Consider the following 24,318-nt stretch of genomic DNA (forward strand, 5'->3'; position numbering starts at 1 on the left):
TGCGCCCGTTCCTTTCTGAATTCGCTCGTCCGGTCGGCGAGACCATAGGAGCGCCACGCCGTCCTGTCGACCGCGATATGGTGACGGATTACCCGGCGGATGGTGGTGTCCGCCAGCGCCGCCGCCAGCGACGATTGGCCCCTTCCCCGCCGACGGGAAAGGGGTAGGATTCCGGCACTCTCCATTCGGGTGATCCGCCATGGCCGAACGTCCGGTTTTTCCCAGAGACTTCTTGTGGGGCGCCTCCACCTCCGCCTATCAGATCGAAGGCGGGGCCGAGGCCGACGGGCGGGCGCCCAGCATCTGGGACACGTTTTGCAAGCTGAAGGGCCGGGTCGACAACGGCGACAGCGGCGACGTCGCCTGCGACCACTATCACCGGATGCCGCAGGACGTCGATCTGATGGCGGAGCTGGGCCTGCAGGCCTACCGCTTCTCCGTCTCCTGGCCGCGGGTGCTGCCGCGCGGGCGCGGGGCGCCGAACGGCAAGGGGCTGGAGTTCTACGACCGGCTGATCGACCGGCTGCTGGACAAGGGGATCGAGCCCTGGCTCTGCCTCTACCACTGGGATCTGCCGCAGGTCCTGCAGGACATGGGCGGTTGGGCCACCCGCGACAGCATCGGCTGGTTCGAGGATTACGCCGCCCTCTGCGCCCGGCGTTACGGCGACCGGGTCAAGCGCTGGGCCACCTTCAACGAGTTCTCGGTCTTCACGCTGTTCGGCTGGGCCTTCGGCTGGGGGGCGCCCAGCATCGCCGACCGCACCACCCACCTGAAGGTGATCCACCACGTCAACCTCGCCCATGGCGCCGGGGTCGATGTGCTGCGCGCCATGGTGCCGGATGCCTCCATCGGCGCGGTGCACAGCGTCCAGCCGATGCGGCCGGAGACCGACCGGCCGGAGGATGTCGAGGCGGCGGCCCTGTTCGACGAGCATTGGAACCGCGCCTTCCCTGATGCGCAGTTGCTGGCCCATTACCCGCGCCGCGTCGCCGAGGCCATCGAGCCCTATGTGCAGCCCGGTGATATGGCGCGCATCGCCCGGCCGGTGGACTGGTTCGGGCTGAACCATTACGCCCCGGTCTATGGTCGCAAGGACGACAGCCTGATCTGGGGCTTCGGCTTCGGCTCGCCGCCGCCGGGGATGAAGCGGACGGCCATCGACTGGCCCTACGATCCCGGCTGTTTCCGCGACACGCTGCTCGACCTGACCCGGCGCTACCGCCTGCCGGTCTATGTGACGGAGAACGGCTACGGCACCAAGGCGGCGGAGACGCCCGACGCGGAGGGGCGGGTCATGGATGCGGAGCGGCTGTCCTACCTCCAGGCCTACATCGCGGCGATGGCGGAGGCGAAACGGCTGGGGGCCGACGTGCGTGGCTATTTCGTCTGGTCGCTGCTGGACAATTTCGAATGGGGCGGCGGATACGGCACGCGGTTCGGCATCGTGCGCGTGGATTTCGAAACCCAGGCGCGGATCCCGAAGGAGTCCGCGCGCTGGTATTCGGACCTGATCCGGGGGGCGTGAGCCCCCCGAGGCGTCGGTTACTTCAGAAACGGCAGGTTCAGCCCCTGCTCCTTGGCGCAGTCGATGGCGATGTCATAGCCGGCGTCGGCGTGGCGCATCACCCCGGTGGCCGGGTCGTTCCACAGCACGCGCTCGACCCGCTTGGCCGCCGCGTCGCTGCCGTCGCAGACGATGACCATGCCCGAATGCTGCGAGAAGCCCATGCCGACACCGCCGCCATGGTGCAGGCTGACCCAGGTCGCCCCGCTGGCGGTGTTCAGCAGCGCGTTCAGCAGCGGCCAGTCCGAAACGGCGTCGGTGCCGTCCTTCATCGCCTCGGTCTCGCGGTTCGGGCTGGCGACCGAGCCGCTGTCGAGATGGTCGCGGCCGATGACGATGGGGGCCTTCAGCTCGCCCGACTTCACCATCTCGTTGAAGGCGAGGCCGAGGCGGTGGCGCTGCCCGAGGCCCACCCAGCAGATGCGGGCCGGCAGGCCCTGGAACTGAATGCGCTTGGCCGCCATGTCGAGCCAGTTGTGCAGGTGCGGATCGTCGGGGATCAGCTCCTTCACCTTGGCGTCGGTCTTGCGGATGTCCTCCGGGTCGCCCGACAGGGCCGCCCAGCGGAAGGGACCGACGCCGCGGCAGAACAGCGGACGGATATAGGCGGGGACGAAGCCGGGGAAGTCGAAGGCGTTCTCCAGCCCCTCCTCCTTCGCCATCTGCCGGATGTTGTTGCCGTAATCGACGGTCGGGATGCCCATGGCGTGGAAGGCCAGCATGGCTTCCACCTGCACCCGCATCGACTTGCGGGCAGCGGCGGCGACGGCGGTGGGCTGGCTTTCGCGGGCGCTCTCCCACTCCTCCAGCGTCCAGCCCTGCGGCAGGTAGCCGTTCACCGGGTCATGGGCGGAGGTCTGGTCGGTGACGATGTGCGGCCGGGCCTTGATGTCGGTGCCGGCGCGGCGCGCCAGTTCGGGGAAGACGTCGGCGGCGTTGCCGAGCAGGCCGACCGAGATCGCCTCGCCCTTTGCGCAGGCCTCGTTGATCCAGGCCAGCGCCTCGTCCAGGTCGGCGGTGTGGCGGTCGAGATAGCCGGTGCGGATGCGCATCTCGATGCTGCTGGGGCGGCATTCGACCGCCAGCATGCAGGCGCCGGCCATGGTGGCGGCCAGCGGCTGCGCCCCGCCCATGCCGCCGAGCCCGCCGGTCAGGATCCACTTGCCCTTGAGGTCGCCGTTGTAGTGCTGGCGCCCGGCCTCGACGAAGGTCTCGTAGGTGCCCTGCACGATGCCCTGGCTGCCGATGTAGATCCAGCTGCCGGCGGTCATCTGGCCGTACATCGCCAGACCCTTGCGGTCCAGCTCGTTGAAATGCTCCCAGGTCGCCCAGCGCGGCACGAGGTTGGAGTTGGCGATCAGCACGCGCGGCGCGTCGGCATGGGTGCGGAAGACGCCGACCGGCTTGCCCGATTGGACCAGCAGCGTCTCGTCGTCGTTGAGAGTCTTCAGTGCCGAGACAATGCGGTCGAAGCTTTCCCAGTCGCGGGCGGCGCGGCCGATGCCGCCATAGACGACCAGCTCCTGCGGCCGTTCCGCCACGTCGGGGTCGAGGTTGTTCATCAGCATGCGCATCGGCGCCTCGGCGAGCCAGCTCTTGCAGCTCAGTTCGGGGCCGTGCGGGGCACGGATGACGCGCTGGTTGTCGAGGCGGGATGACATCTGGTGATGGCTCCTGGTGGGAGGGATGTGCGTTTCTAGGATCGGTTCTTGCTAATGGGGCGGCAGCTGGAAGCGCGCGCCCAGCCGGTAGCGGCTGCCGGGATGGACCAGCATCGCCACAGTGACGACGCGCCCACCGACCCAGGTGCGGCGGGTCACGCGCAGGCAGGGCTCGGTGACGGGGATGTCGAGCAGCCGGGCGATCTCCGCCGTCGGCGACACCGCTTCGATGACATGCTCGACCTGCGGCGAGGCTTCCAGCCGGATCAGGTACTCGCCCGGCGTCTGGCGGGTGAAGTCCTGGTCGAGGTAATCGGGCGCCACCGCCGGGTTGACCCAGCGTTCCTCCAGCTGGACCGGCACGTCGCTTTCGCTGTGGACGACGATGGAGTGGAACAGCCTCGCCCCGACCGGCAGGTTGAAGCGGCGGGCCAGCCCGGCATCGGCGGCAACCGCGAGCAATTGCTCTACCCGGCAGGCGTGGACGTTGCCGCGCTCGGCGATCTCGTCGGCGATGCTGCGCAGCTCCACCACGTCGGTGCTGGGCGGCCGTTCGGCGACGAAGGTGCCCAGCCCCTGCACACGGGTCAGCAGCCCCTCGTCGGTCAGGTCGCGCAGCGCACGGTGGACCGTCATGCGGCTGACCGAGAATTCCTCCAGCAGCTTGTGCTCCGACGGAATCTGGAATCCTTCCGGCCAGTCGCCGGAGCTGATCCGGCGGCGGATGGCCTCCTTGATCTGGGCGTAGCGCGGCTGGGCGGTGGAGATGGTGTCGCTCATGCGGCCCCCGCTTCGACGCGCGGCTTGCGGACCACCCCGCCATTGACCACAGCCATGCAGGGGTTGAGGCCGATGGCGTAGGCCAGCTCCGCCGGATGCTCGATGCGCCAGACCGCCAGATCGGCGCGTTTGCCCGGCGCGATCACGCCGCGGTCGTCCAGCCCCAGCGCCTTCGCCGCATGGCGGGTGATGCCGGCCAGCGCCTCCGCCGGGGTCAGGCGGAAGAAGGTGCATCCCATCGACAACATCAGCAGCAGCGAGGTCACCGGCGAGGTGCCGGGGTTGTTGTCGGTGGACAGCGCCATCGGCACGCCATGGCGGCGCAGCAGCTCGATCGGCGGCAGCTTGGTCTCGCGCAGGGCGTAGAAGGCGCCGGGCAGCAGCACCGCCACCGTACCGGCCTCGGCCATGGCGGCGACGCCGTCCTCGTCCAGATGTTCGATGTGGTCGGCCGACAGCCCGCCGAACTCCGCCACCAGCCGGGCGCCGCCAAGATTGCTCAGCTGTTCGGCATGCAGCTTCACCGGCAGGCCGAGCCGCTTCGCCGTCTCGAACACCCGGCGGGTCTGGGCGACGGAGAAGCCGATCCCCTCGCAGAAGGCGTCCACCGCATCGGCAAGGCCCGCTTCGGCGATGGCCGGCAGCGTCTCGGCGCAGATGCGGTCGATGTAGCCGTCCGGGTCGTTCTTGAACTCCGGCGGCAGGGCGTGGGCGCCGAGATATGTGGTGCGCACCTCCACCGGGCGGACCTGGGCCAGCCGGCGGGCGACGCACAGCATGCGCGTTTCGGTGTCGGTGTCGAGCCCGTAGCCGGACTTCACCTCCACCGTCGTCACGCCTTCGGCCAGCAGGCTGTCCAGCCGCGGCAGGCTGGCGGCCAGAAGCTGGTCCTCACTGGCGGCGCGGGTGGCGGTGACGGTGGACAGGATGCCGCCGCCGGCCCGCGCGATCTCCTCATAGGTGGCGCCGTTCAGCCGCATCTCGAACTCGCGGGCGCGGTTGCCGCCATAGACGAGGTGGGTGTGGCAGTCGATCAGGCCGGGGGTCATCCAGCCGCCCTGCCCCGAATGCACTTCGGTCGCCAGCGCGTCCGGCGCATCGGTCAGGTCGGCGCGGCGGCCGACGAAGGCGATGCGGCCGTCCTTGATGCCCACAGCAGCGTCGGCTATGGCGCCATAGCCGTCGGCCCCGCCCGTCGCGGCGCCATCCATCGTGGCAACGGACAGGTCGATCCACAGGGAATCCCACGGCGCGCTGGTCGGCATCGGTTCGGCTCCTTCCTACAAGTTCGTGCAGCAACCCTCTTGGCATCAGGTTGCCTATACTTGTATAGTGTTGTCTATAATAGCGAGGGCGCCCTCATGAGCAACCTGTTTTTTGCCTCGGCGCTGCTGCCGGACGGCTGGGCGGAGGATGTGCTGGTCACGGTGGACAGCCGGGGCCGGATCGTCTCTGTGACGCCCGGTGCCGCCTGCCCGGCCAAGGCGGAGCGCTTTGCCGGGGCGGCGGTCGCCGGCATCGCCAACCTGCATTCCCACGCCCACCAGCGCGCCATCGCCGGGATGGGCGAATCTTCCGGCGAAGGCTCCGACAGCTTCTGGAGCTGGCGCGATGTGATGTACAGGGCGCTCGACCGCATGGGTCCTGAGGATTTCGAGGCGATCGCCGCCCAGCTCTATGTGGAGACGCTGAAGGCCGGCTTCACCGCCATCGCCGAATTCCATTACCTGCACCATGACCGCGACGGCAGCGCCTACGCCGACCCGGCGGAGATGAGCCATCGCGCCATTGCCGCCGCACGGACAGCCGGTCTGCCGATTGCGCTGCTGCCGGTGCTCTACAACGCGTCGGGCTTCGGCGGCACGCCGCCGACCGCGGGACAGCGCCGCTTCATCCATGACGGGGCAGGGTTCGACCGGCTGACCACGGCCCTGCGCCGCACCTATGGCGAATCATCCGACGTGCAGCTCGGCATCGCCCCTCATTCGCTGCGCGCCGTGCCGGACGGACTGCTGACCGAAACCGTCGCCGCCAATCCGCAGGGCCCGATCCACATCCACATCGCCGAGCAGCGCCGGGAGGTCGAGGATTGCGTCGCCTACCGCGGCCGCCGTCCGGTGGAGCATCTGCTCGACACCCAGCCGGTCGATGGCCGCTGGTGCCTGATCCACGCCACCCACATGACCGAAGCCGAGGTGGCGGGCGTCGCCGCCAGCGGCGCCATCGCCGGGCTGTGCCTGACCACCGAGGCCAATCTCGGCGACGGCTTCTTCGCCGCCCAATCCTACATGGCGCAGGGCGGGCGCTGGGGCATCGGCTCCGACAGCCACATCTCCGTCAGCCCGGTGGAGGAGTTGCGCTGGCTGGAGTACGGCGCGCGGCTGACCAGCGAACGGCGTACCGTGCTGGCCGGTGGCCCCCGCCGCTCCACCGCCCGCCGGCTGGTCGAGGATGCCCAGTCCGGCGGCGCGCAGGCGACCGGGTTCGATGCCGGGCGCATCGCCGCCGGTCTCCGCGCCGACCTCGTCGTACTCGACACCGACCACCCGCTGCTGGCGGCGCGCAAAGGCGATGCGCTGCTGGACGGCTGGATTTTCGCCGGCAACGCTCCCCTCGTCCGGGATGTGCTGATCGCCGGACGCGCCGTCGTCCGCGACCGCCGCCACCCGCGCGAGGAGGAGATCGCCGACCGCTTCAAAAAGACACTTGGGAGACTTCTGGGATGAGCGAGACCATCACTCTGGTTCCGGGCGCGCTGTCGCTCGACACGCTGCGCAGCATCTACCGCGACCGTCCGGCCCTGACGCTCGACCCGGCGGCCTATCCGCGGATGGAGCGCTCGCGCGCGCTGATCGACCGGATCGCCGGCGGCGACGAGGCGGTCTATGGCGTCAACACCGGCTTCGGCAAGCTGGCCCACACCCACATCGCGGCGAGCGATCTGGAAAAGCTCCAGCGCAACCTGATCCTGTCGCACGCCACCGGCGTCGGCGCCCCGCTGGCCGACGGCGTCGTGCGGCTGATCCTGGTCATCAAGGCGGTCAGCCTCGCCGTCGGCGCCTCGGGCGTCCGGCCGGCGCTGGTCGATGCGCTGTTGAAGCTCTATGAGGCCGACGTGCTGCCGGTGGTGCCGGGCAAGGGCTCCGTCGGCGCCTCGGGCGATCTGGCGCCGCTGGCCCATCTGTGCGGCGTGCTGCTCGGCATCGGCCATGTCCGCGTCAACGGCGAGACGCTGCCGGCGGAAGAGGGGCTGCGCATCGCCGGCTTGGCCGTCTTCGACCTGAAGGCCAAGGAAGGGCTGGCGCTGATCAACGGCACCCAGGTCTCGACCGGTCTGGCGCTCGCCGGCCTGTTCGAGATCGAGCGCACCTTCAAGGCGGCACTGGTCGCCGGCTCCCTGTCGGTGGAAGCCGTGATGGGCAGCCACCGGCCCTTCGACGCCCGCATCAGCGCGCTGCGCGGCCAGCCCGGCCAGATCGCCGTCGCCGCCGCCTTCCGCGATATGCTGGCCGGCAGCGAACTGAACGCCAGCCACCAGGGCCCCGACTGCCACCGGGTGCAGGACCCCTACAGCCTGCGCTGCCAGCCACAGGTGATGGGCGCGGTGCTCGACCAGATGCGGCAGGCGGCGCGCACGCTGGTGATCGAGGCCAACGGGGTCACCGACAACCCGCTGGTTCTGGTCGATACGGACGAGGTGCTGTCCGGCGGCAACTTCCATGCGGAGCCGGTGGCGATGGCCGCCGACCAGCTCGCCATCGCCGCGTCGGAGATCGGTGCGCTCGCCGAACGCCGCATCGCCATGCTGATCGACACTACCATCAGCGGCCTGCCCCCCTTCTTGGTCGCCGAGCCGGGTCTGAACTCCGGCTTCATGATCGCCCATGTCACCGCCGCCGCGCTCGCGTCGGAGAACAAGACGCTCGCCCACCCCGCCAGCGTCGACAGCCTGCCGACCTCCGCCAACCAGGAGGACCATGTCAGCATGGCGACCTTCGCGGCACGCCGGCTGGGCGACATCGCCGGCAACGTCGCCGACATCGTCGGCATAGAGCTTTTGGCCGCGATTCAGGGTCTGGAGTTCCATCGCCCGCTGAAGACCACGGAACGGCTGGAGCAGGCCATCGCCACCATCCGCGCCCAGGTGCCGCGCTACGAGGTCGATCGTTACTTCGCCCCGGATCTGGCCGCCATCGGTACCCTGGTGCGCGACGGGTCGCTCGACCATCTGATGCCGGTATCCCTGGAGAGCGCACAATGACCGACACCATCTTCGATCTGGAGCGAGGCGACGGGCCGCTGGTCGTCAGCATGCCCCATTGCGGAACCGAACTCTCCCCCGGTCTGGCCGAGCGGCTGACGGAGGAGGCGCTGACCCTGCGCGACACCGACTGGCACATCCCGCGCCTCTACGGTTTCGCCAAGGACATGGGCGCCACGCTGCTCAGCGCCCGCTATTCCCGCTATGTCGTCGATCTCAACCGCGCCTCGACCGGCGAAAGCCTCTATCCCGGACAGGCGACCACCGGCCTCTGCCCGGACGTGATGTTCGACGGCACGCCGCTCTATCGCGACGGCCAAGCCCCCGACGAGGCCGAAGTGGCGCAGCGGGTGCAAGGCTATTGGCACCCCTACCACGAGGCACTGGCGGCGGAACTGGAGCGGGTGAAGGCACGGCACGGTTTCGCCCTGCTTTATGACGCTCATTCGATCCGCAGCCATGTGCCACGGCTGTTCGATGGCCGTCTGCCCGACCTCAACCTGGGAACGGCGCGCGGCGCCAGCATCGACCCGCAGCTCGCCGCCGAGGTCGTCGCGGCGATGGAGAGCGCCGCAGCGGCGGAGGGGTTGACCTGTGTCACCAACGGCCGCTTCGTCGGTGGCCACATCACCCGCGCTTACGGGCAGCCGGCGAACGGCGTCCACGCCATCCAGATGGAACTGGCGCAGGACCGTTATATGGACGAGGAGGCGCCGCCCTTCGCCTACCGTCCGGACCGGGCTGCGAGCCTGCAACGGGTGCTGACGGCGCTGCTCAACGCCTTTGCCGGCTGGCGGCCGGCGCAGGGCTGATCGGAGCGGACAGGCGTGCAGGGGTGCGGAACCGCCCCCGCGTCCGCCGCGTTCCCTTGCTGCGCCGGATTTTGCGGCGCGGCATGCAGGGGACCGGCGTTGAGCGACATCATCGAACAGAACAGCGACCAGGGCGGCATTGAGAATCAGGGCATCGAGAATCCAGGCCGTGGCATCGGATATGGCGGGCGGGCCGCACCCGCGGTGCTTCTGCCGGCCCTGACCGCGGTCGACACGCTGGATGCCCAGGTCCACGACATCGTCACCTGCGATCCGGGACCGGTGAGCCGGGTCCTGGCAAGCGCGGGCCATTACGTCATAAAGCGGCCGGTCCTGATCCCCAGCTTCGCCATCGCCGGACTTGTCGGGCTGCTGACCGGTCAGGAGGATCTGCGCCGCGCCGGCAGCGTCGGCGTTCTCGGTCTGGTGGCGACGGCGACGGCCAGCCGCTCGATCAAACGCTACGTCAAGCGCCGTCGTCCCGATGAATGCGAGCCGCGGCAGCGGCCGGGCAAGCGGATCAGCGCCCGCTCGCTGCCGTCCGGCCATGCGGGAAGCGCCTTCGCCGCCGCAACCGCACTCGCCACGGTCAGCCGGTCGCCGGCGCAAAGTCTGATGATTTACGGCGCCGCCGCGGCGATGGCCAGCGGCCGGGTGGTGAAGCACCGCCATTGGGCGTCCGACGTGGTGGCCGGTGCCCTGCTGGGGACCGCCATCACGCTGGTGGCGCGGCGCCTGCTGGCACGCTGAGCGGCTATTTCTTCGGCAGCGGCAGGCTGGCCTGTTCCGCCTTGGCCGGATCGGCCAGCCGCTTGGCGCGCTTGTTGCGCATTTCCGCCACCTCGCCAGCCTTCAACGGCACGAAGCCGTCGGGCCGCATGGCATTGCCGACGATCTGCTTGAGCAGGTCGATGTTGGTGATCTGCACCCGGCGGCCGCGGCGGACCTGATCGAGGAACTTCTGCGACGGGGTCAGCACATAGTCGATGGCGTCGATGCGCTTGCCGACCTTGGTATACTCCTTGTCGGCGATGTCGAGAATGCCCTCGTCCACCAGGGCATCGACGGCGGAGGTGACCACGCGCAGGGTATCGCGGCGGCGCGACCACTCGTTCATGCCGCTGTTCTTGATGATCTCGTCGGCGCTGATCGACACCGGCTTCGCCTCGTCGTCGGCGGTGTCGTACTCGATGGACAGGCGGTTGTAGAGCCAGCGCGACACCGGCGACTTCAGCTTCATCAACCAGGCGTAGGAGACCGGCTTGAACTCCAGGTCGCGGATGGCGGCGGAGACCAGCGGGTTGAACTCCAGATAGGTCTCCTCGACCCCGCCGTCCTCATCGACCAGATCGGGGCGCGAGCGGATCGCCAGCACCGGGAAAGCGGTCGATTCCAGCAGGTTCTGGCCGCGGCTCTTCTTGCCCGGCTCGGCGCTGCCGCCGGTGGAGATGATGATGCGCGACCGCGCCAGGATGGTCAGGGATTCGCGGATGTCCTGGATCGACAGGGTGTGGTTGACCGCCCGCAGCTCGCGCTGGATCTCGTAGAGGCTGAAGCGCATCTGCACCTTGTCGCGGTTCTCGCCGGTCAGCGACAGGCGCGAGCGGTCCATGGCGAGGCGGCGGACGACCTGCTCCACCACCTGCTCGCGCTCCGACGGGAAGATCTCGACTTCGACCAGATCCGGACCGGCGCCGGGGGCGCGGTCGTCCTTCTTGGCGGTGCTGAGCCGGTCGATACGGGCGGGCTGGACGGTCAGGCGGTAATTGCGGCCGCGGAAGGCGAACTCGCGCCGCACCGACTTGATGAAATTGTCCTTGGTGACCAGCTCGCCCTTGTCCTTGGCGGCCTTTTCCTTGTCGTTGTCGCGGGAGACGAAGACGAAGCGCGGCGCCAGATCGTAGAGCGCGATCAGGTGCGATTGCGAACGGTCTTCCAGCTCGAACAGGATGAGCTGTGCGGCGCTGGTCGGGGCCATCTTGGTCATGAACGTCTCCGGATGTCGGGAGTAACCATGGCGCGGCGGACCCGCCGGTGCAACAGAACGCAGTGAGTTTACCGCATCCGGGATGGAGCGACAGCCCGCGGATATGGTGCCGCACCCCGCGATGATGGAGCAACGGCCCGCGGTCATGGAGCGATAGCCCGCGATTGCCGCCCGGACGCGCCATCGCCGGGGCCGAACTCCGTGAGCCCTTGAAGAATCGGAGAGAATCGGTCCGGCCTGCCGGGAGGCGCGGCGAGGCGAACCGCGGGCTGCCGCTCCATGGGGGGCAAATGCGGATCGTGGAGAGACCGGATTGCCCGCGATTCACACCATCGTCACGGCATCAGCGGTCAATCGCGGGCTGTTGCTCCAGGATCGTGGGCCGCGGACCGCCGGCAATCGCGGGCAATGGCTCCACATCCGCGGCCAAAGGCGCCAGGATCCCGATTCGGCGCGGCATCGCCGGCCAATCGCGGGCCGATGCTCCATGGTCGCGGGCAGGGGCTTTACGGTCGCGGGCTGTCGCTGACCATCCGCGGGCTGCGGCTCCATGGAGTGCGAGCCCGCGATTCGACTCTTCCGCCGACCGCTTCGAATCCTCTGCGCCAATCGCGACGGCCGATCATCCGGCCAATCTTGCGCCAATCTCGCGTCCAGGGCGCGGAGGAGTATCGCCACAGATGACAAACCGCACTGCAAGCCCGAACCGCCCCGGGCAAACCCATGCCCAGCAAACCCATGCCCTGCAACCCCACACCGGCCAAAACAACACGGGGCAGAACCGCTGGGGCCGGATCCCGGCCTGGTGGCTCGACCATCCCGAGCTCGACGCCGACGGCCTCGCCGTGCTGGCGGCGCTCAGCACCTATGCCGACGAGGCGGGGGTGTGCTGGCCGTCGCAAGCGACGCTGGCCGACAAGCTGAAACGCAGCCGCCCGACCGTCAATCGGATCCTGGGCCGGCTGGAGGCGCTCGGGCTGGTCGGCATCGAACACCGCCGCGCGGCCAATGGCGGGCGTCTCAGCTGCCGCTACCGGCTGGCGCTGATCTCCTCGAACGGGACGCAGGACGGTGCAGGAATGGACATCCCCGCTGACTCATCGGCGGACTCCCCCTGTTCAGCGGCGAGTCACGAACAGCCTGAACCAGAACAGATTCCTGACACGCTCCACCGGCGTGCGGACGAGGGCACGTCGTTCAGCTCTGCCGGTGGCGCCGAACCGGTTGCTCCCGATTGGGCGCCGCCCCCGGCCGACCGGCAATGGGCGGCAGAGCGCTTTCCCGACATCGACGTCGACAGCCATGCCGAGCGCTTCGTCCAGCAATGCCGGGCCCATGGCTACCGCTACCGCGACCCGGCCGCGGCGTGGCGGTCCTGGCTGTTGCAGGATGCCGGCTGTATGGCGCAGCAGCCCGCGGCAAGCGCCCGGGGACCGAACAGCCGCGGACCAAACGAACGAGCAGCGCGAACGACTTCCCGCACCGCCGCTTCCGGGCCGAATTCCGCAGCCGCCAACGCCGAACAGCGTCTGTCGGCCTGGGCCAGTGTTGCCGCACGCTTGAACAACACGCCATCCAACATGCCGTCGAACACGGCCGCCAACCCCTGGGGGATCGCATGAGCAACCTGCACCAGTTCCCCACCTCCGCCTCTGCCGCCGCACCGCCCGGCCTGCCGCTGCCCTTCGACCCCACGATGGCGCCGGCCCTGCGCGGCCGCATGCTGCGCGACGCCCTGCCGGAACCGTTGCAGCGGCTTCTCGACCGTGGACAGGTCGGGCGCCACAGCCGCTTCACCGAAGACGGTTTTGCCGATGTCGTGGAGGACTGGACACCACCGGACGGCGTGACGCCGCGCCATGCCGCACTGGCCCGCCGCGCTCTGTCGGAGATCGACGACACCATCCTGGCGCCGGCGTCCGCCAACCATCTGCTGGGGCGGGTGCTTGCTCTGCTGAGCCATTTCCCGGCAAAGGCGACCAGCCCGGAGGTGGAGCAATTGCTCGCGATGGACTGGGCGGAGGATCTGGGCGAGTTCCCGGCCTGGGCCATCGATCAGGCGGCACGCCGGTGGCGGCGCACCCGCAAATGGCGGCCGAGCATCGCCGAGATCCGCGCCCTGTGCGAAGAGGCCTGCGCCGAGGAAAATGCCCTGGCCGACCGGTTGCGCGCCATTGCCATGGCAGGCGAGCGGGCCGGGGAGACCGGCAGCGGGTCCGGTGCGGTGCGCCCTGTGCTGGCGTCGGCGATGCGTCGTATGCGATGATGAGAGAGTTTTCTGTCTTAGATCGCCAATCTGTGGCAGGGGCGACACCCTGTCCGGCCGCTGCGAAGCTAAGACATGTCTTAGATTTGCGCCACGGCTTGGCTTTGGTAAAAGGGGCCGACAGCCGATGGCGATAAGGGGCACGGGAATGAGCAACGACACGGGACACGGGCCGGTGAAACGCTTGCTGGTCAATGGCCCGAAGGGTGGGATCGGCAAGACGACCCTCAGCCGCAACATCGCGGTGGCGGCGGCGCTTGATGGCTGCGCGGTGGCAACGCTCGACCTTGATCCGCAGCGCAGCCTGACCAAGTGGTTCGCCAAGCGCCCGGACGGCATGGCGTCCATCACCCATTTCGAGGCGGGCATGACGCCGCTCGACATCCGGGCGGCCCTGGACGGCATCGCGGGCTTCGACCTGCTGGTCATCGACACGCCGCCGTCGATCGAGGACCATCCGGAGGAATTCAAGCTGCTGGCCCTGTCGTCCGACCTGATCGTCGTGCCGACCGGCCAGAGCGACGACGATCTGGACTCCGTCCGTCCCTGGATGCGTTTCGTCCGACGCTACGGCAAGAACGCGGCCTTCGTGATGAACCGCGTCAAGCCGCGCACCCGCGGCTTCACCGAGGCGCAGCGCAAGCTGCTGGGCGACGGCCGGATCTGCCCGGTCGAGGTTCCCGACTACGAGGACATCCAGTTCACCGCCGGCCGCGGTCTCGGTCTGCTGGAGCTGAAGGGGGGCAAGGGGGCCGAGCATGTCGCCGGCGTCTGGGCCTTCGTCCGTCATGAACTGGAGCTGGCGCAATGAGCGGGTTCAAGCAGGTTTCCAAGGCCCAGGCCCGCCGCCACATCGCGGTGGACGAGCGGATCGAGCGCATGTCGGAGGCGACGGTCGACCTCGTCCGGCGCGAGGAGTTCGTCCAGGAGATCTCCACCCTCTGGCGCAGCGCGCAGGAGAAGTTCCTGCTGATCGGCCGCTATCTGGTCCAGGCGCGGGCGCGCCTGCCGCATGGCGAGTTCCAGGCGATGGTCGAGAACGAGCTGCCCTTCGGCTATCAGGTCGCCTACCAGCTGCGCATGGTGGCGGAGGCGGTGGACAGCGGTCGCCTCCCGGGGGCGAAGCTGCCGCCCAGCTACGCCACCGTCTACCAGCTTGCCACCCTGACCGGCGAGCAGCTGCGGCTGGCCGACCAGAGCAACCTGATCCGGCCCGACGTGACCCGGCCGGAGATCGTCCGGTTCAAGCGCGACCTGCGGAACCGCGCCCTCGACCATGTCAGCCGCCGCGAGGCGCTGGAGGCCGAGCGCGACCGGCTGCGGGAACGGCTGGCGATGATCGAGGTTGAACTGGCGGCATTGGACGGCCGGGACTGACAGGGCTGCGGCGACGGTACGGCGTGCGATGATCCGAAACGGGGATGAGTGAGGCATGCTGGACCTGAAGTCGCTGGAGACCTTCATCTGGACGATGCGGCTCGGTGGGTTCCGCCGGGCGGCGGAGCGGCTGAACACCACCCAGCCCGCCATCTCCGCGCGCATCGCCCAGCTGCAGGACGAGCTGGGCGTCGTCCTGTTCGAGCGGGTCGGACGGCGGGTGGCGCCGACGCCACAGGCGATGGTCCTGCTGACCTATGCCGAGAAGATGATGGCGCTCAGGTCGGAGCTGCTGACCGCGGTGGCCGACCGCAGCGCCATCCGCGGCGTCATCCGTCTCGGCGTGGCCGAGACCGTGGTCCACACCTGGCTCAGCCAGCTGATCGAGAGGCTGAACGCCCTCTATCCCGCCGTGTCGCTGGAGATCGAGGTCGAGACCTCCCCCAGCATGCGCGATGCGCTCGCCCGGCACGAGCTGGACGTCGCGGTGATGCTGGCGTCCTACACCGACGTGCGCTTCCGGGCTGTCCCGGTCGGCAGCTATCCGCTGGGCTGGGTGGTCAGCCCGTCTCTGCCCCTGCCGGAGGAGCCGGTGTCGCTGCGCGATCTGGCGGCTTGGCCGATCATCACCTTTTCCCGCACCACCCAGCCCTATGGCGTGATCCGCGAGATGTTCTCCTCCGTCGGGTTGCAGGTGAGAATGTTCGGCAACAGCTCGCTCGCCAGCGTCGTCCGCATGGCGGTGGACGCCGTCGGCGTCAGCGTGATCCCGACGGTGATCGTCCAGCGGGAACTGGCGGAGGGACGGCTCCGCCTGATCCGCTCGCAGGCGCCCCTGCCCGGAATGACCTTCTGTGCCGCCCATTCCGCCACGGCGGAGAACCACATGGCGTCGGTCGTCGCAGATCTGGCCGCCACGGTTGCCGCCGAATACGAAGCCGCCACCGGCAACGAGGCGCCACGCGCATTAGAGGGCGATTGATCGCCGCAGCTTATCAATCCAGATCAAAACTTACGATTGGACGGACCCAAGACTGTTCGTGGCATCATCCTGTTCAGAAGGCGCAAACGACCAGCCGCAAAGGCAGGCGCCGCAAGCCACCAAGGCACCGAACAGAGGAGATTTCACGATGCGGTTCGCGCCAGCGATCACCGAACCCACCCGCCTGTCCAAAGCCAACGCTGCCACCCGCCGTCAGACGATCAAGCGCATGCTTGCCGCGGCGGCCCTGCTGACGACGACCGCACTGACCGGCATCGGCTTCGGCGCCGCTCCGGCCCATGCCGAGGACGAGATCCGCATCGGCGTGATCTATCCGCTGACCGGTGCCGCCGCCTCCACCGGCGTCGAACTGAAGGCCGCCGCCGAACTGGCCGCCGCCATCGTCAACAAGGAAATCCCCGCCCCGCCGGGTCTGATCGCCGGTGTCGGCCTGCCGAACCTGAAGGGGGCCAAGATCAAGCTGATCTTCGGCGACCACCAGGGCAACCCGCAGGTCGGCGCCACCGAGGCCGAGCGGCTGATCACCAGCGAAAAGGTCGTGGCGCTGACCGGCGCCTATTTCTCCAACGTCACCGCCACCGCCAGCCAGGTCGCCGAACGCTATGGCGTGCCGTTCCTGAACGGCGAATCCTCCTCGGCCTCGCTGACCCAGCGCAAGTTCAAATGGTTCTTCCGCACCACCCCGCATGACGACCTGTTCGTCGGCAACTTCTTCACCTTCCTCGGCGACATGGAGAAGAAGACCGGCGACAAGCTGCGCAACATCGCGCTGTTCAACGAGAACACGCTTTGGGGCAACGAGACGACCAAGCTTCAGGTGAAGCTGTCGGAGGAGCAGAAGTTCACCATCGCCGAGAAGATCCTCTACCCGGCGAAGACGACGCAGATGACGTCGGAGGTGCAGCGCATCAAGGCCGCCGCGCCGGCGGTCATCATGCAGTCCAGCTATCTCGGCGACGCCATCCTGTCGATGAAGACCTACAAGGAACTGGGCTTCCTGCCGAAGATGCTGCTGGCCAACGATGCCGGCTTCAACGACAGCGAGTTCCTGAAGACCATGGGCAAGGATGGCGAGTTCGTCATCAGCCGCGAGGTCTGGGCGCTCGATCAGGCCGAGCGCAACCCGCTGATCAAACAGGTCAACGACCTGATGAAGCAGCGCGCGGGCGTCAACTTCAACGGCAATTCCGCCCGTGCCTTCACCGGCATCGCCGTGCTGGCCGATGCGCTGGACCGTGCCGGCTCGACCAAGCCCGACGCGATCCGCGAGGCGCTGCAGAAGACCGACATCCCGGCCAGCGGCCTGATCATGCCGTGGAAGGGCGTCAAGTTCGACGCCAGCGGCCAGAACGAGCTGGGTACGGGCATCATCGTCCAGGTCCAGGGCGGGCAGTATGTGACGGTCTGGCCGTTCGACGTGGCGACCAAGCCGGTCGTCTACCCGATGCCGGCCTGGGACGGCCGCTGACCACCGCTTCTTTCATCGGGCTGCTGCTTACCCTTTCCCGTTCCGGAAAAGGGGGAACCCGTCGCGTCGCGACGGGTAGGGCTTCGGAGATGCCCAGTCGGTTCCGCGCTTCGATCCACGATGCATCTCCTGCCCGGCGCCACCGGCGCCACCCTTTCCGGGATGGGAAAGGGGTTTTTCCCGCACAGCTCCTCCGGCCCACCCTGACCGCAAAAGGGGTGCTGCAATGACCGCAGACATTCTTTTCCAAGTGCTCGTCTCGGGCCTGCTGATCGGGCTGATCTACGCCCTGGTCGCGGTCGGCCTGACGCTGATCTTCGGCGTGATGGACATCGTCAATTTCGCCCATGGCGAATTCCTGATGCTGGGCATGTATGCCAGCTTCTGGGCCTTCGCCCTCTTCGCCATCGACCCCATCGTGGCGCTTCCCCTGACGGCGCTGCTGCTGTTCGCGGTCGGCGTCATCGTCTACCAGACGGTGATCCGCCGCATCCTGAAGGCGCCGATGCTGTCGCAGATCTTCGCGACCTTCGGCCTGATGATCCTGCTCCGCGGTCTGGCCCAGTTCTTCTGGAAGCCCGATCACCGGCTGATCCCGCACAGCCTCGTCAGCGGCAACGTCGCCTTTGGTCCCGTGCAGTTCGGCCTGCCGCAATTCGTCGCCGCGCTCGGTGCCGTCGGCGTGACCGGCGCCCTGTGGATGTTTCTCCACCGCACCCGGCTCGGCACCGCGCTGGAGGCCACCGCCATCGACCGTGAGGCGGCCACCCTGATGGGCATCGACGGGCAGAAGATGTTCGCGCTCGCCTGGGGCATCGGTGCGGCTTGCGCCGGTCTGGCCGGCGGGCTGATTGCCACCTTCTTCCCGATCTTCCCGGAGGTGGGATCGAACTTCATCCTGATCGCCTTCGTGGTGGTCGTGCTGGGCGGCTTCGGCAGCGTCACCGGCGCCTTCCTGGCCGGCATCATCGTCGGTCTGATCGAGGTGCTGGGCGGCTTCCTGGTCGGCCCGGAATACAAGACCGCCATCGTGCTGTCGCTGCTGCTGATCGTGCTGCTGGTGCGTCCGCGCGGCCTGCTGGGGAAAGCCTGATGACGACCGGAACCAACTCCTCACGCAAGATGGCCGGCACCGCCGCCCTGCTGGCGCTCGCCGCCATCCTGCCGCTGGCGGTCACCGAGCCGTCGCAGCAGAACTTCCTGATCCTGATCCTGATGGGCGCCCAGATGGGCGTCGCCTGGAACATCGTCGGCGGCTATGCCGGACAGGTCTCGCTCGGTCATGCGGTGTTCTACGGCATCGGCGCCTACACCTCGACCATGCTGCTGCTGACCCTGGGGCTGACGCCCTGGATCGGCGCGCTCGCTGGCGGGCTGGTGGCGGCGGCCTTCGCGCTCGCCATGGGCTGGCCCTGCTTCCGGCTGAAGGGGCATTATTTCGCCATGGCGACCATCGCTGTGGCGGAGATCATGCAGATCCTGGTCACCAACAGCGACGCCCTCGAAGGGGCCGTCGGCCTCTACCTGCCGATGGACCAGAGCGGCTGGGGCGTGCTGATTTTCCTGTCGAAGCTGCCCTACTACTATGTCATCCTCGGCCTGCTGGTGCTGACGGTGCTGGTGTCCTGGGCTATCGAGCGCAGCCACATCGGCTATTATTTCCGCGCCATCAAGGACGAGCCGGAAGCGGCCCGCGCGCTGGGCGTCAGCCTGACCCGCTACAAGCTGATCGCCCTGACGGTGTCGGCCTTCCTGACGGCGATGGGCGGTAGCTTCTACGCCCAGAAGGAGATGTTCATCGATCCGGGCTCGGTCTTCGCAACGACGATCTCGATCAAGATCGCGCTGATCGCTATCCTGGGCGGGGTGGGCCGGCTGACCGGCCCGGTGCTGGGTGCCGTCATCCTGATCACCATCGAGGAATACAGCCGCACCCTGTTCGGCAGCACCGGTTCCGGCACCGACATGATCATCTACGCCGCCATGATCATCCTGGTCGCCGTGTTCAGCCCGTCCGGCGTGCTGGGCCTGCTGGGCGACCTGCGCCGCCACCTGCCGGGCGCCAAGCCCGACACCGTGAAGGCCGAGAAGATGGAGATCCGCCCGTGAACACCGCCCCCCTGCTTGCCGTGGACGGCCTGGGCAAGGCCTTCGACGGGTTGGTCGCCAACCGCGACATCAGCTTCATCGTCCATCATGGCGAGATCATCGGGCTGATCGGCCCGAACGGCGCCGGCAAGACCACCCTGTTCAACTGCCTCGCCGGCTTCCACACCCCCACCACCGGCCGCATCGCCTTCGAAGGCCACGACATCACCGGCTCGACGCCGGAAGCGGCGGCGGCACTCGGCATCGCCCGCACCTTCCAGATCGTCCGTGTCTTCCAGTCGATGACGGCGCTGGAGAATGTCATGGTCGGCGCCATGCTGCGCAACAAGCGGGTGGCCGAAGCACGCGAGCGGGCGGAGGACGAGCTGGCCTTCGTCGGCCTGTCGCACCGGGCCGACACCCCGGCATCCGACCTGACGGTGTCGGAGCAGAAGCGGCTGGAGGTCGCCCGCGCGCTCGCCACCGAACCGAAGCTGATCCTGCTGGACGAGGTGATGGCCGGCCTCAACCCGACCGAGGTGCGCGAGGCGTCGGCCCTGGTACACCGCATCCACCAGCGCGGCATCGCCAGCATCATCGTCGAACATGTGATGGAGGGCATCATGCCCATCGCCCACCGGATGCTCGTGCTCGACTACGGCGCCAAGATCGCCGACGGCACACCGGCCGAGATCGCCGAGAACCCGGCGGTCATCGCCGCCTATCTGGGGGAGTGAGACGATGCTCCAGCCGACACTGTCCGAACCCGTCCGCCCCGTCGCCGTCGCGCCTGTGGGCGAGACGATGCTGCAGGTCCGCAACATCCAGTCCAGCTACCGCCGCGTCCCCGCCATCCGCGACATCAGCCTGACCCTGAACCGGGGCGAGATCGTCGCGCTGGTCGGCGGCAACGGCAACGGCAAATCCACCACCCTGCGCGCCGTCGCCGGGCTGAACGCGCTCGACGGCGGGTCGATCCTGCTGAAGGGCCAGGACATCTCCGCGGTGCCTGCCCACGAGCGTGTGAAGCGTGGGCTGGTGCTGGTGCCGGAAGGCCGCCGCCTGTTCCCGCGCCTGACGGTTGAACAGAACCTGATGCTGGGCGGCTTCACCACCAGCGATGCGGCCAAACGCGAGCAAACGCTCCAATTCGCCTACGACACCTTCACCGTGCTCGGCGAACGCCGCCGCCAGCAGGCCGGCACCCTGTCGGGCGGCGAACAGCAGATGCTGGCGATGTGCCGCGGCCTGATGAGCCAGCCCGACCTCCTGATGCTGGACGAACCCTCCTGGGGCGTGGCGCCGAAGCTGGTGACCCGCATCTTCGAGACCATCCAGCTGATCCGCCAGCGCGGCATCACGGTGCTGCTGGTCGAACAGAATGTCCACCGCGCGCTGGAGATCGCCGACCGCGGCTATGTCATCCAGACCGGTCGCGTCGTGATGGAAGGCAGCGGCCAGGACCTGCTCGGCAACGACGAGGTGCGGCAGGCGTATCTGGGCATGTGAGAGTCTTTCCGTCGACGAGCGCCATCCCTCCGACTCCTTTTCCGGACCATCCCCATGACGACCACTCCCCTCTCCGCCGCCGAGCGCCTGCGCATCCGCAGCGGGGCCAACAGCGGCCAGACCGCCGGCCTCGCCCCCGGCCATGTCCAGGCCAACCTCGCCATCCTGCCGGCCGACTGGGCCGGCGACTTCCTGCGCTTCTGCCAGGCGAACCCGCGGCCCTGTCCGCTGCTGGCGGTGTCGGAGGTCGGCGACCCGCGCCTGCCGACGCTGGGCCACGACATCGACATCCGCACCGACGTGCCGCGCTACCGCGTCTATCGCGACGGCGTGCTGTCCGCCGAGCCGACCGACATCGGCGACCTGTGGCAGGACGATTTCGTCGCCTTCCTGATCGGCTGCTCCTTCTCCTTCGAAGAGGCCCTGCTGGCCGACGGGCTGCCGGTGCGCCACATCGCGATGAACCGCAATGTCCCGATGTACGAGACCAGCATCCCCTGCACCCCGGCCGGCCGCTTCGGCGGCACCATGGTGGTGTCGATGCGGCCGATGGTGCCGAAGGACGCCATCCGCGCCATTCAGATCACCTCGCGCTTCCCGTCGGTGCACGGCGCGCCGGTGCATTTCGGCGATCCGGCCGCCATCGGCATCCGCGACATCGCCCAGCCGGAACATGGTGAGGCGGTTCCCATCGAGCCCGGCGAGGTGCCGGTCTTCTGGGCCTGCGGGGTGACGCCACAGGTCGCGATCCGCAACGCCCGCCCGCCCATCGCCATCACCCACAGCCCCGGCGCCATGCTGATCACCGACCTGCTGAACACGCATCTGTCGGTGCTCTGACCGCTCCTCTCCCCCGCTCCATCCCCTGCGATACCGGCCGCCGCGCGGGCATTCCGCCCCGCGCGGACACGGTGGAGGCTTGCCCGATGCAGACCCCGTTTTCCGTTCGCCTGCTCTCTTCCAGCGTTCTGGGCTCCGTTCTTTTGCTGACCGCCGTCGCGGCGCCGGCCTCGGCCGACCAGCTGCGCATGGTGGCGCTCAGCTTCCCGCCGCTGATCTATGACGACGGCGGCAAGCCGGCCGGCATCGCCTACGACATCGTGACCGAGGCTATGAAAGCTGCCGGCCACAGCGTCACGGTGGAGATCATGCCCTGGGCTCGTGCGCTCGACACCGTGCGCGAGGGCGGAGCCGACGCCGTCTTCACCGCCTACAAGACGCCGGAGCGCGAGCAGTTCCTGAACTACTCGACCCAGGTGCTGGTGCCGCAGGTGGTGTCGCTGTTCGTGGCCAAGGACAGCGCCGTCAGCTTCGACGGCGACCTGTCCAAGCTGGCCGACCGCAAGTTCGGCGTGGTCAACCAGATCAGCTACGGCTCCATCGTCGATGACGCGATCAAGACCGGTGTGCTGCCGGCGGTGGAGAAGTCCAACGACAGCGACAGCAACGTCAAGAAGCTGGTCTCCGGCCGTTTCGACGTGATGCCCAGCAACCGCTATGTTGCGCAGTATTTCCTGAAGCAGGCGGGCGCCCTGGACAAGGTCAAGGAACTGACCCCGGCGGTGCAGGACATTCCCAGCTACATCGCCTTCACCAAGGCGCGCGACACCGGCAAGCTGCGCGACGAGTTCGACGCTGGGGTCGCGGCGATGAAGGCAAGCGGCGCTTACCAGCAGATCCTGGACAAATACGCCCGCTGATCGGCTGGCGCGTTTCCCCCTTCGACCAGCTTTCGAGAAGCCGCCATGAGCGTGACCACCCCGGTCCCGGCGCCCGTTCTGCGGGCGGCCGGGGACAGTGCCCTGATCGTCGAGTTGGGCGACGGCATCGCCCCGGATCTGAACGCCGCCGTCCACCGGCTCGACCGCCGCATCGCCGACGCCCAACTTCCGGGCATCGTCGAGACGGTGCCCACATACCGCTCGATCCTGGTGCAGTTCGACCCGGCGGTGACGGCGGCCGAACCGCTGGGCCAAGCCCTATTGGGGTTGGCAACCGGGCTGACGCAGGCGGTGGCGGAACCGCAGCTGCGCTGGATCGTGCCGGTCTGCTTCGGCGGCGCCCATGGCGAGGATCTGGACGAGGTGGCCCGCCGTTCCGGCCTCGGCACGGAGGAGGTGGTGCGGCTGCACTGCACCGCCGACTACCGGGTCTACATGCTCGGCTTCTCCCCCGGCTTCGCCTATCTCGGCGGGCTGCCGGAGGTGCTGCACCAGCCGCGCCGCGAGAACCCGCGCATGGTCACCCCGGCCGGCAGCGTCATGCAGGGCGGGGCACAGGCGGCGATCTCCCCCATCGCCATGCCCAGCGGCTGGCACCTGCTGGGCCGCACCCCGGCCCGGACGTTCGATCTCAAAAGGGAGCCGCCCTTCCTGCTGGCCCCCGGCGACCGCATCCGCTTCACCGCGATCAGCGCCGCCGAATATGACCGGCTGGAGGGGATGAGCGGCTACCTGCCCGACTGCGAGACGGTGACCCCATCCGTTACGCTGATGCAGGGAGCCGCGGCATGACCACCCATCTGCGCGTCGCGGCAGCCGGTCCCAGCTCCACCATTCAGGACCGCGGACGGGTCGGCTATCAGCGCTACGGCGTGTCGGTGGCCGGAGCGGCCGATCCGCTGCTGCATGCCGTCGCCAACGCCCTGGTCGGCAACCGGCCGGGGGAGGGGGCGGTGGAGTTCACCCTGGCCGGCGACAGCGTGACGGTCGAGGGCGGGCCGGTGCGCATCGCCGTCGCCGCCGATGCCGCCCTCACGGTGGATGGCGATCCGGTGCCGGGCTGGACCAGCCTGCGCCTGACCGACGGCCAGACCCTGCGCATCGGGAACTTGCGCAGCGGCATGCGCGGCTATTGGGCGGTGGAGGGCGGTTTCGCGCTTCAGCCGGTGCTGGGCAGCGTCGCCACCCACATACGCAGCCGTATGGGCGGGCTGGACGGCGGGGTGCTGAAGGCCGGCGACCGGCTGCCGCTGGCCCTCGACCAGGCGGCGGACCGGGGCGAGCGCTGCCTCGACCCCTCCCTGTTGCCGGCGCGGGGCGGGCGGCTGCGCGTCATGCTCGGACCGCAGCAGGACTATTTCACCCCCGCCGGGATCGAAGCCTTCCTGGAGGAGGACTACGCCCTCAGCCACGAGGCCGACCGCATGGGCTGCCGGCTGGATGGCCCGGTGATCGAACATTCCCGCGGCTTCAACATCACGTCGGACGGCATTCCGCTGGGGGCCGTGCAGGTCCCCGGCACCGGGCGGCCCATCGTGCTGCTGGCCGACCGCCAGACCACCGGCGGCTATCCCAAGATTGCCTGCGTCGTCGGCCCGGACGTCGCGGCCCTGGCACAGATGCGGCCCGGCGAGCGGCTGCGCTTCGCCGCCGTCGATGCGGCGGAGGCCGGACGCATCCAGGCCCGCCATCGCGAGCTGGTGGACGGCCTGCCGGCGCTTCTGCAATCGGCCGGCGGCTTCGCGCTCTACGACAGCGGCCGGCTGCTCGGCTTCAACCTGATCGGCGGCGCCGTCACCGGCTGGGACTGATCTCTCC

23 protein-coding genes are annotated in these 24,318 nt (G+C 68.7%); 19 read left to right on the forward strand and 4 right to left on the reverse strand.

Annotated elements, in window-relative coordinates:
- Window positions 1–199 precede the first annotated feature (199 nt).
- Entirely contained in the window at window positions 200–1,528 is a 1,329-nt protein-coding gene (locus tag GBZ48_RS04995; RefSeq protein ID WP_174470022.1) for a GH1 family beta-glucosidase, read from the forward strand.
- 17 nt (window positions 1,529–1,545) lie between these two features.
- Here the strand turns inward: GBZ48_RS04995 and hutU are convergent, their stop codons facing one another.
- The 3 genes from hutU to hutI are packed head-to-tail and all read right to left on the reverse strand — an operon-like array spanning window position 1,546 to window position 5,273.
- A complete protein-coding gene (hutU, locus tag GBZ48_RS05000) occupies window positions 1,546–3,228 on the reverse strand; it encodes a urocanate hydratase (protein ID WP_174470023.1) in 1,683 nt (560 codons plus the stop codon).
- 51 nt (window positions 3,229–3,279) lie between these two features.
- Complete coding sequence (gene hutC, locus GBZ48_RS05005; RefSeq protein WP_174470024.1) at window positions 3,280–4,008, reverse strand: histidine utilization transcriptional repressor HutC; 729 nt, start codon at window positions 4,006–4,008, stop codon at window positions 3,280–3,282.
- Window positions 4,005–5,273, reverse strand: coding sequence for an imidazolonepropionase (hutI, locus tag GBZ48_RS05010; RefSeq protein ID WP_174470025.1), 1,269 nt, complete (start codon window positions 5,271–5,273; stop codon window positions 4,005–4,007). The genes hutC and hutI overlap by 4 nt, the downstream gene beginning before the upstream one ends.
- Before the next feature lie 96 nt (window positions 5,274–5,369).
- Here hutI and GBZ48_RS05015 point away from each other — a divergent pair, with 96 nt between their 5' ends.
- The 4 genes from GBZ48_RS05015 (at window position 5,370) to GBZ48_RS05030 (ending at window position 9,831) form a co-directional block, all read left to right on the forward strand.
- A complete protein-coding gene (locus tag GBZ48_RS05015) occupies window positions 5,370–6,734 on the forward strand; it encodes a formimidoylglutamate deiminase (protein WP_174470026.1) in 1,365 nt (454 codons plus the stop codon).
- Entirely contained in the window at window positions 6,731–8,269 is a 1,539-nt protein-coding gene (gene hutH, locus GBZ48_RS05020) for a histidine ammonia-lyase (protein WP_174470027.1), read from the forward strand. Before GBZ48_RS05015 ends, hutH begins: the two co-directional genes overlap by 4 nt.
- Window positions 8,266–9,081 (forward strand): N-formylglutamate deformylase, encoded by an 816-nt coding sequence (gene hutG, locus GBZ48_RS05025; RefSeq protein WP_174470028.1) that lies wholly within the window; start codon window positions 8,266–8,268, stop codon window positions 9,079–9,081. The genes hutH and hutG overlap by 4 nt, the downstream gene beginning before the upstream one ends.
- A gap of 99 nt (window positions 9,082–9,180) precedes the next feature.
- Window positions 9,181–9,831, forward strand: a complete 651-nt coding sequence (locus GBZ48_RS05030) for a phosphatase PAP2 family protein (RefSeq protein WP_211105632.1) — start codon at window positions 9,181–9,183, stop codon at window positions 9,829–9,831.
- A gap of 4 nt (window positions 9,832–9,835) precedes the next feature.
- Here the strand turns inward: GBZ48_RS05030 and GBZ48_RS05035 are convergent, their stop codons facing one another.
- Window positions 9,836–11,068: a plasmid replication protein gene (locus GBZ48_RS05035; RefSeq protein ID WP_109095725.1), complete on the reverse strand. Its 1,233-nt coding sequence runs from the start codon at window positions 11,066–11,068 to the stop codon at window positions 9,836–9,838.
- Between the two features lie 680 nt (window positions 11,069–11,748).
- On the opposite strand from GBZ48_RS05035, the gene GBZ48_RS05040 reads away from it, so the two are divergent.
- The 14 genes from GBZ48_RS05040 (at window position 11,749) to GBZ48_RS05105 (ending at window position 24,311) form a co-directional block, all read left to right on the forward strand.
- Window positions 11,749–12,690 (forward strand): helix-turn-helix domain-containing protein, encoded by a 942-nt coding sequence (locus tag GBZ48_RS05040; RefSeq protein WP_174470029.1) that lies wholly within the window; start codon window positions 11,749–11,751, stop codon window positions 12,688–12,690.
- Window positions 12,687–13,334, forward strand: a complete 648-nt coding sequence (locus GBZ48_RS05045) for a hypothetical protein (protein ID WP_174470030.1) — start codon at window positions 12,687–12,689, stop codon at window positions 13,332–13,334. Before GBZ48_RS05040 ends, GBZ48_RS05045 begins: the two co-directional genes overlap by 4 nt.
- Window positions 13,335–13,482: 148 nt before the next feature.
- Window positions 13,483–14,145 (forward strand): ParA family protein, encoded by a 663-nt coding sequence (locus GBZ48_RS05050; RefSeq protein WP_109049543.1) that lies wholly within the window; start codon window positions 13,483–13,485, stop codon window positions 14,143–14,145.
- Window positions 14,142–14,711: a hypothetical protein gene (locus GBZ48_RS05055; protein WP_174470031.1), complete on the forward strand. Its 570-nt coding sequence runs from the start codon at window positions 14,142–14,144 to the stop codon at window positions 14,709–14,711. The genes GBZ48_RS05050 and GBZ48_RS05055 overlap by 4 nt, the downstream gene beginning before the upstream one ends.
- Window positions 14,712–14,766: 55 nt before the next feature.
- Complete coding sequence (locus tag GBZ48_RS05060) at window positions 14,767–15,693, forward strand: LysR family transcriptional regulator (RefSeq protein WP_174470032.1); 927 nt, start codon at window positions 14,767–14,769, stop codon at window positions 15,691–15,693.
- Window positions 15,694–15,841: 148 nt separating this feature from the next.
- Window positions 15,842–17,182, forward strand: coding sequence for an ABC transporter substrate-binding protein (locus GBZ48_RS05065; protein WP_209798271.1), 1,341 nt, complete (start codon window positions 15,842–15,844; stop codon window positions 17,180–17,182).
- 226 nt (window positions 17,183–17,408) lie between these two features.
- Window positions 17,409–18,275, forward strand: coding sequence for a branched-chain amino acid ABC transporter permease (locus GBZ48_RS05070; protein ID WP_109049546.1), 867 nt, complete (start codon window positions 17,409–17,411; stop codon window positions 18,273–18,275).
- Window positions 18,275–19,291, forward strand: coding sequence for a branched-chain amino acid ABC transporter permease (locus GBZ48_RS05075; protein WP_174470033.1), 1,017 nt, complete (start codon window positions 18,275–18,277; stop codon window positions 19,289–19,291). Before GBZ48_RS05070 ends, GBZ48_RS05075 begins: the two co-directional genes overlap by 1 nt.
- Window positions 19,288–20,007: an ABC transporter ATP-binding protein gene (locus GBZ48_RS05080; RefSeq protein WP_174470034.1), complete on the forward strand. Its 720-nt coding sequence runs from the start codon at window positions 19,288–19,290 to the stop codon at window positions 20,005–20,007. The genes GBZ48_RS05075 and GBZ48_RS05080 overlap by 4 nt, the downstream gene beginning before the upstream one ends.
- A 4-nt stretch (window positions 20,008–20,011) precedes the next feature.
- On the forward strand, window positions 20,012–20,779 hold the full coding sequence (locus GBZ48_RS05085; RefSeq protein ID WP_246306986.1) for an ABC transporter ATP-binding protein: 768 nt from the start codon (window positions 20,012–20,014) through the stop codon (window positions 20,777–20,779).
- A 54-nt stretch (window positions 20,780–20,833) separates the two neighbouring features.
- Window positions 20,834–21,619: a putative hydro-lyase gene (locus GBZ48_RS05090; protein ID WP_174470035.1), complete on the forward strand. Its 786-nt coding sequence runs from the start codon at window positions 20,834–20,836 to the stop codon at window positions 21,617–21,619.
- 86 nt (window positions 21,620–21,705) lie between these two features.
- Window positions 21,706–22,479 carry a substrate-binding periplasmic protein gene (locus tag GBZ48_RS05095; protein ID WP_174470036.1) on the forward strand — a complete coding sequence of 258 codons (774 nt, stop codon included), beginning with the start codon at window positions 21,706–21,708 and terminating at the stop codon, window positions 22,477–22,479.
- A gap of 45 nt (window positions 22,480–22,524) precedes the next feature.
- Window positions 22,525–23,292, forward strand: coding sequence for a 5-oxoprolinase subunit PxpB (pxpB, locus tag GBZ48_RS05100; protein ID WP_174470037.1), 768 nt, complete (start codon window positions 22,525–22,527; stop codon window positions 23,290–23,292).
- On the forward strand, window positions 23,289–24,311 hold the full coding sequence (locus GBZ48_RS05105; protein ID WP_174470038.1) for a 5-oxoprolinase subunit C family protein: 1,023 nt from the start codon (window positions 23,289–23,291) through the stop codon (window positions 24,309–24,311). The genes pxpB and GBZ48_RS05105 overlap by 4 nt, the downstream gene beginning before the upstream one ends.
- Window positions 24,312–24,318: the final 7 nt, after the last annotated feature.

The organism is Azospirillum melinis (genome assembly GCF_013340935.1).
GTDB lineage: Bacteria > Pseudomonadota > Alphaproteobacteria > Azospirillales > Azospirillaceae > Azospirillum > Azospirillum melinis.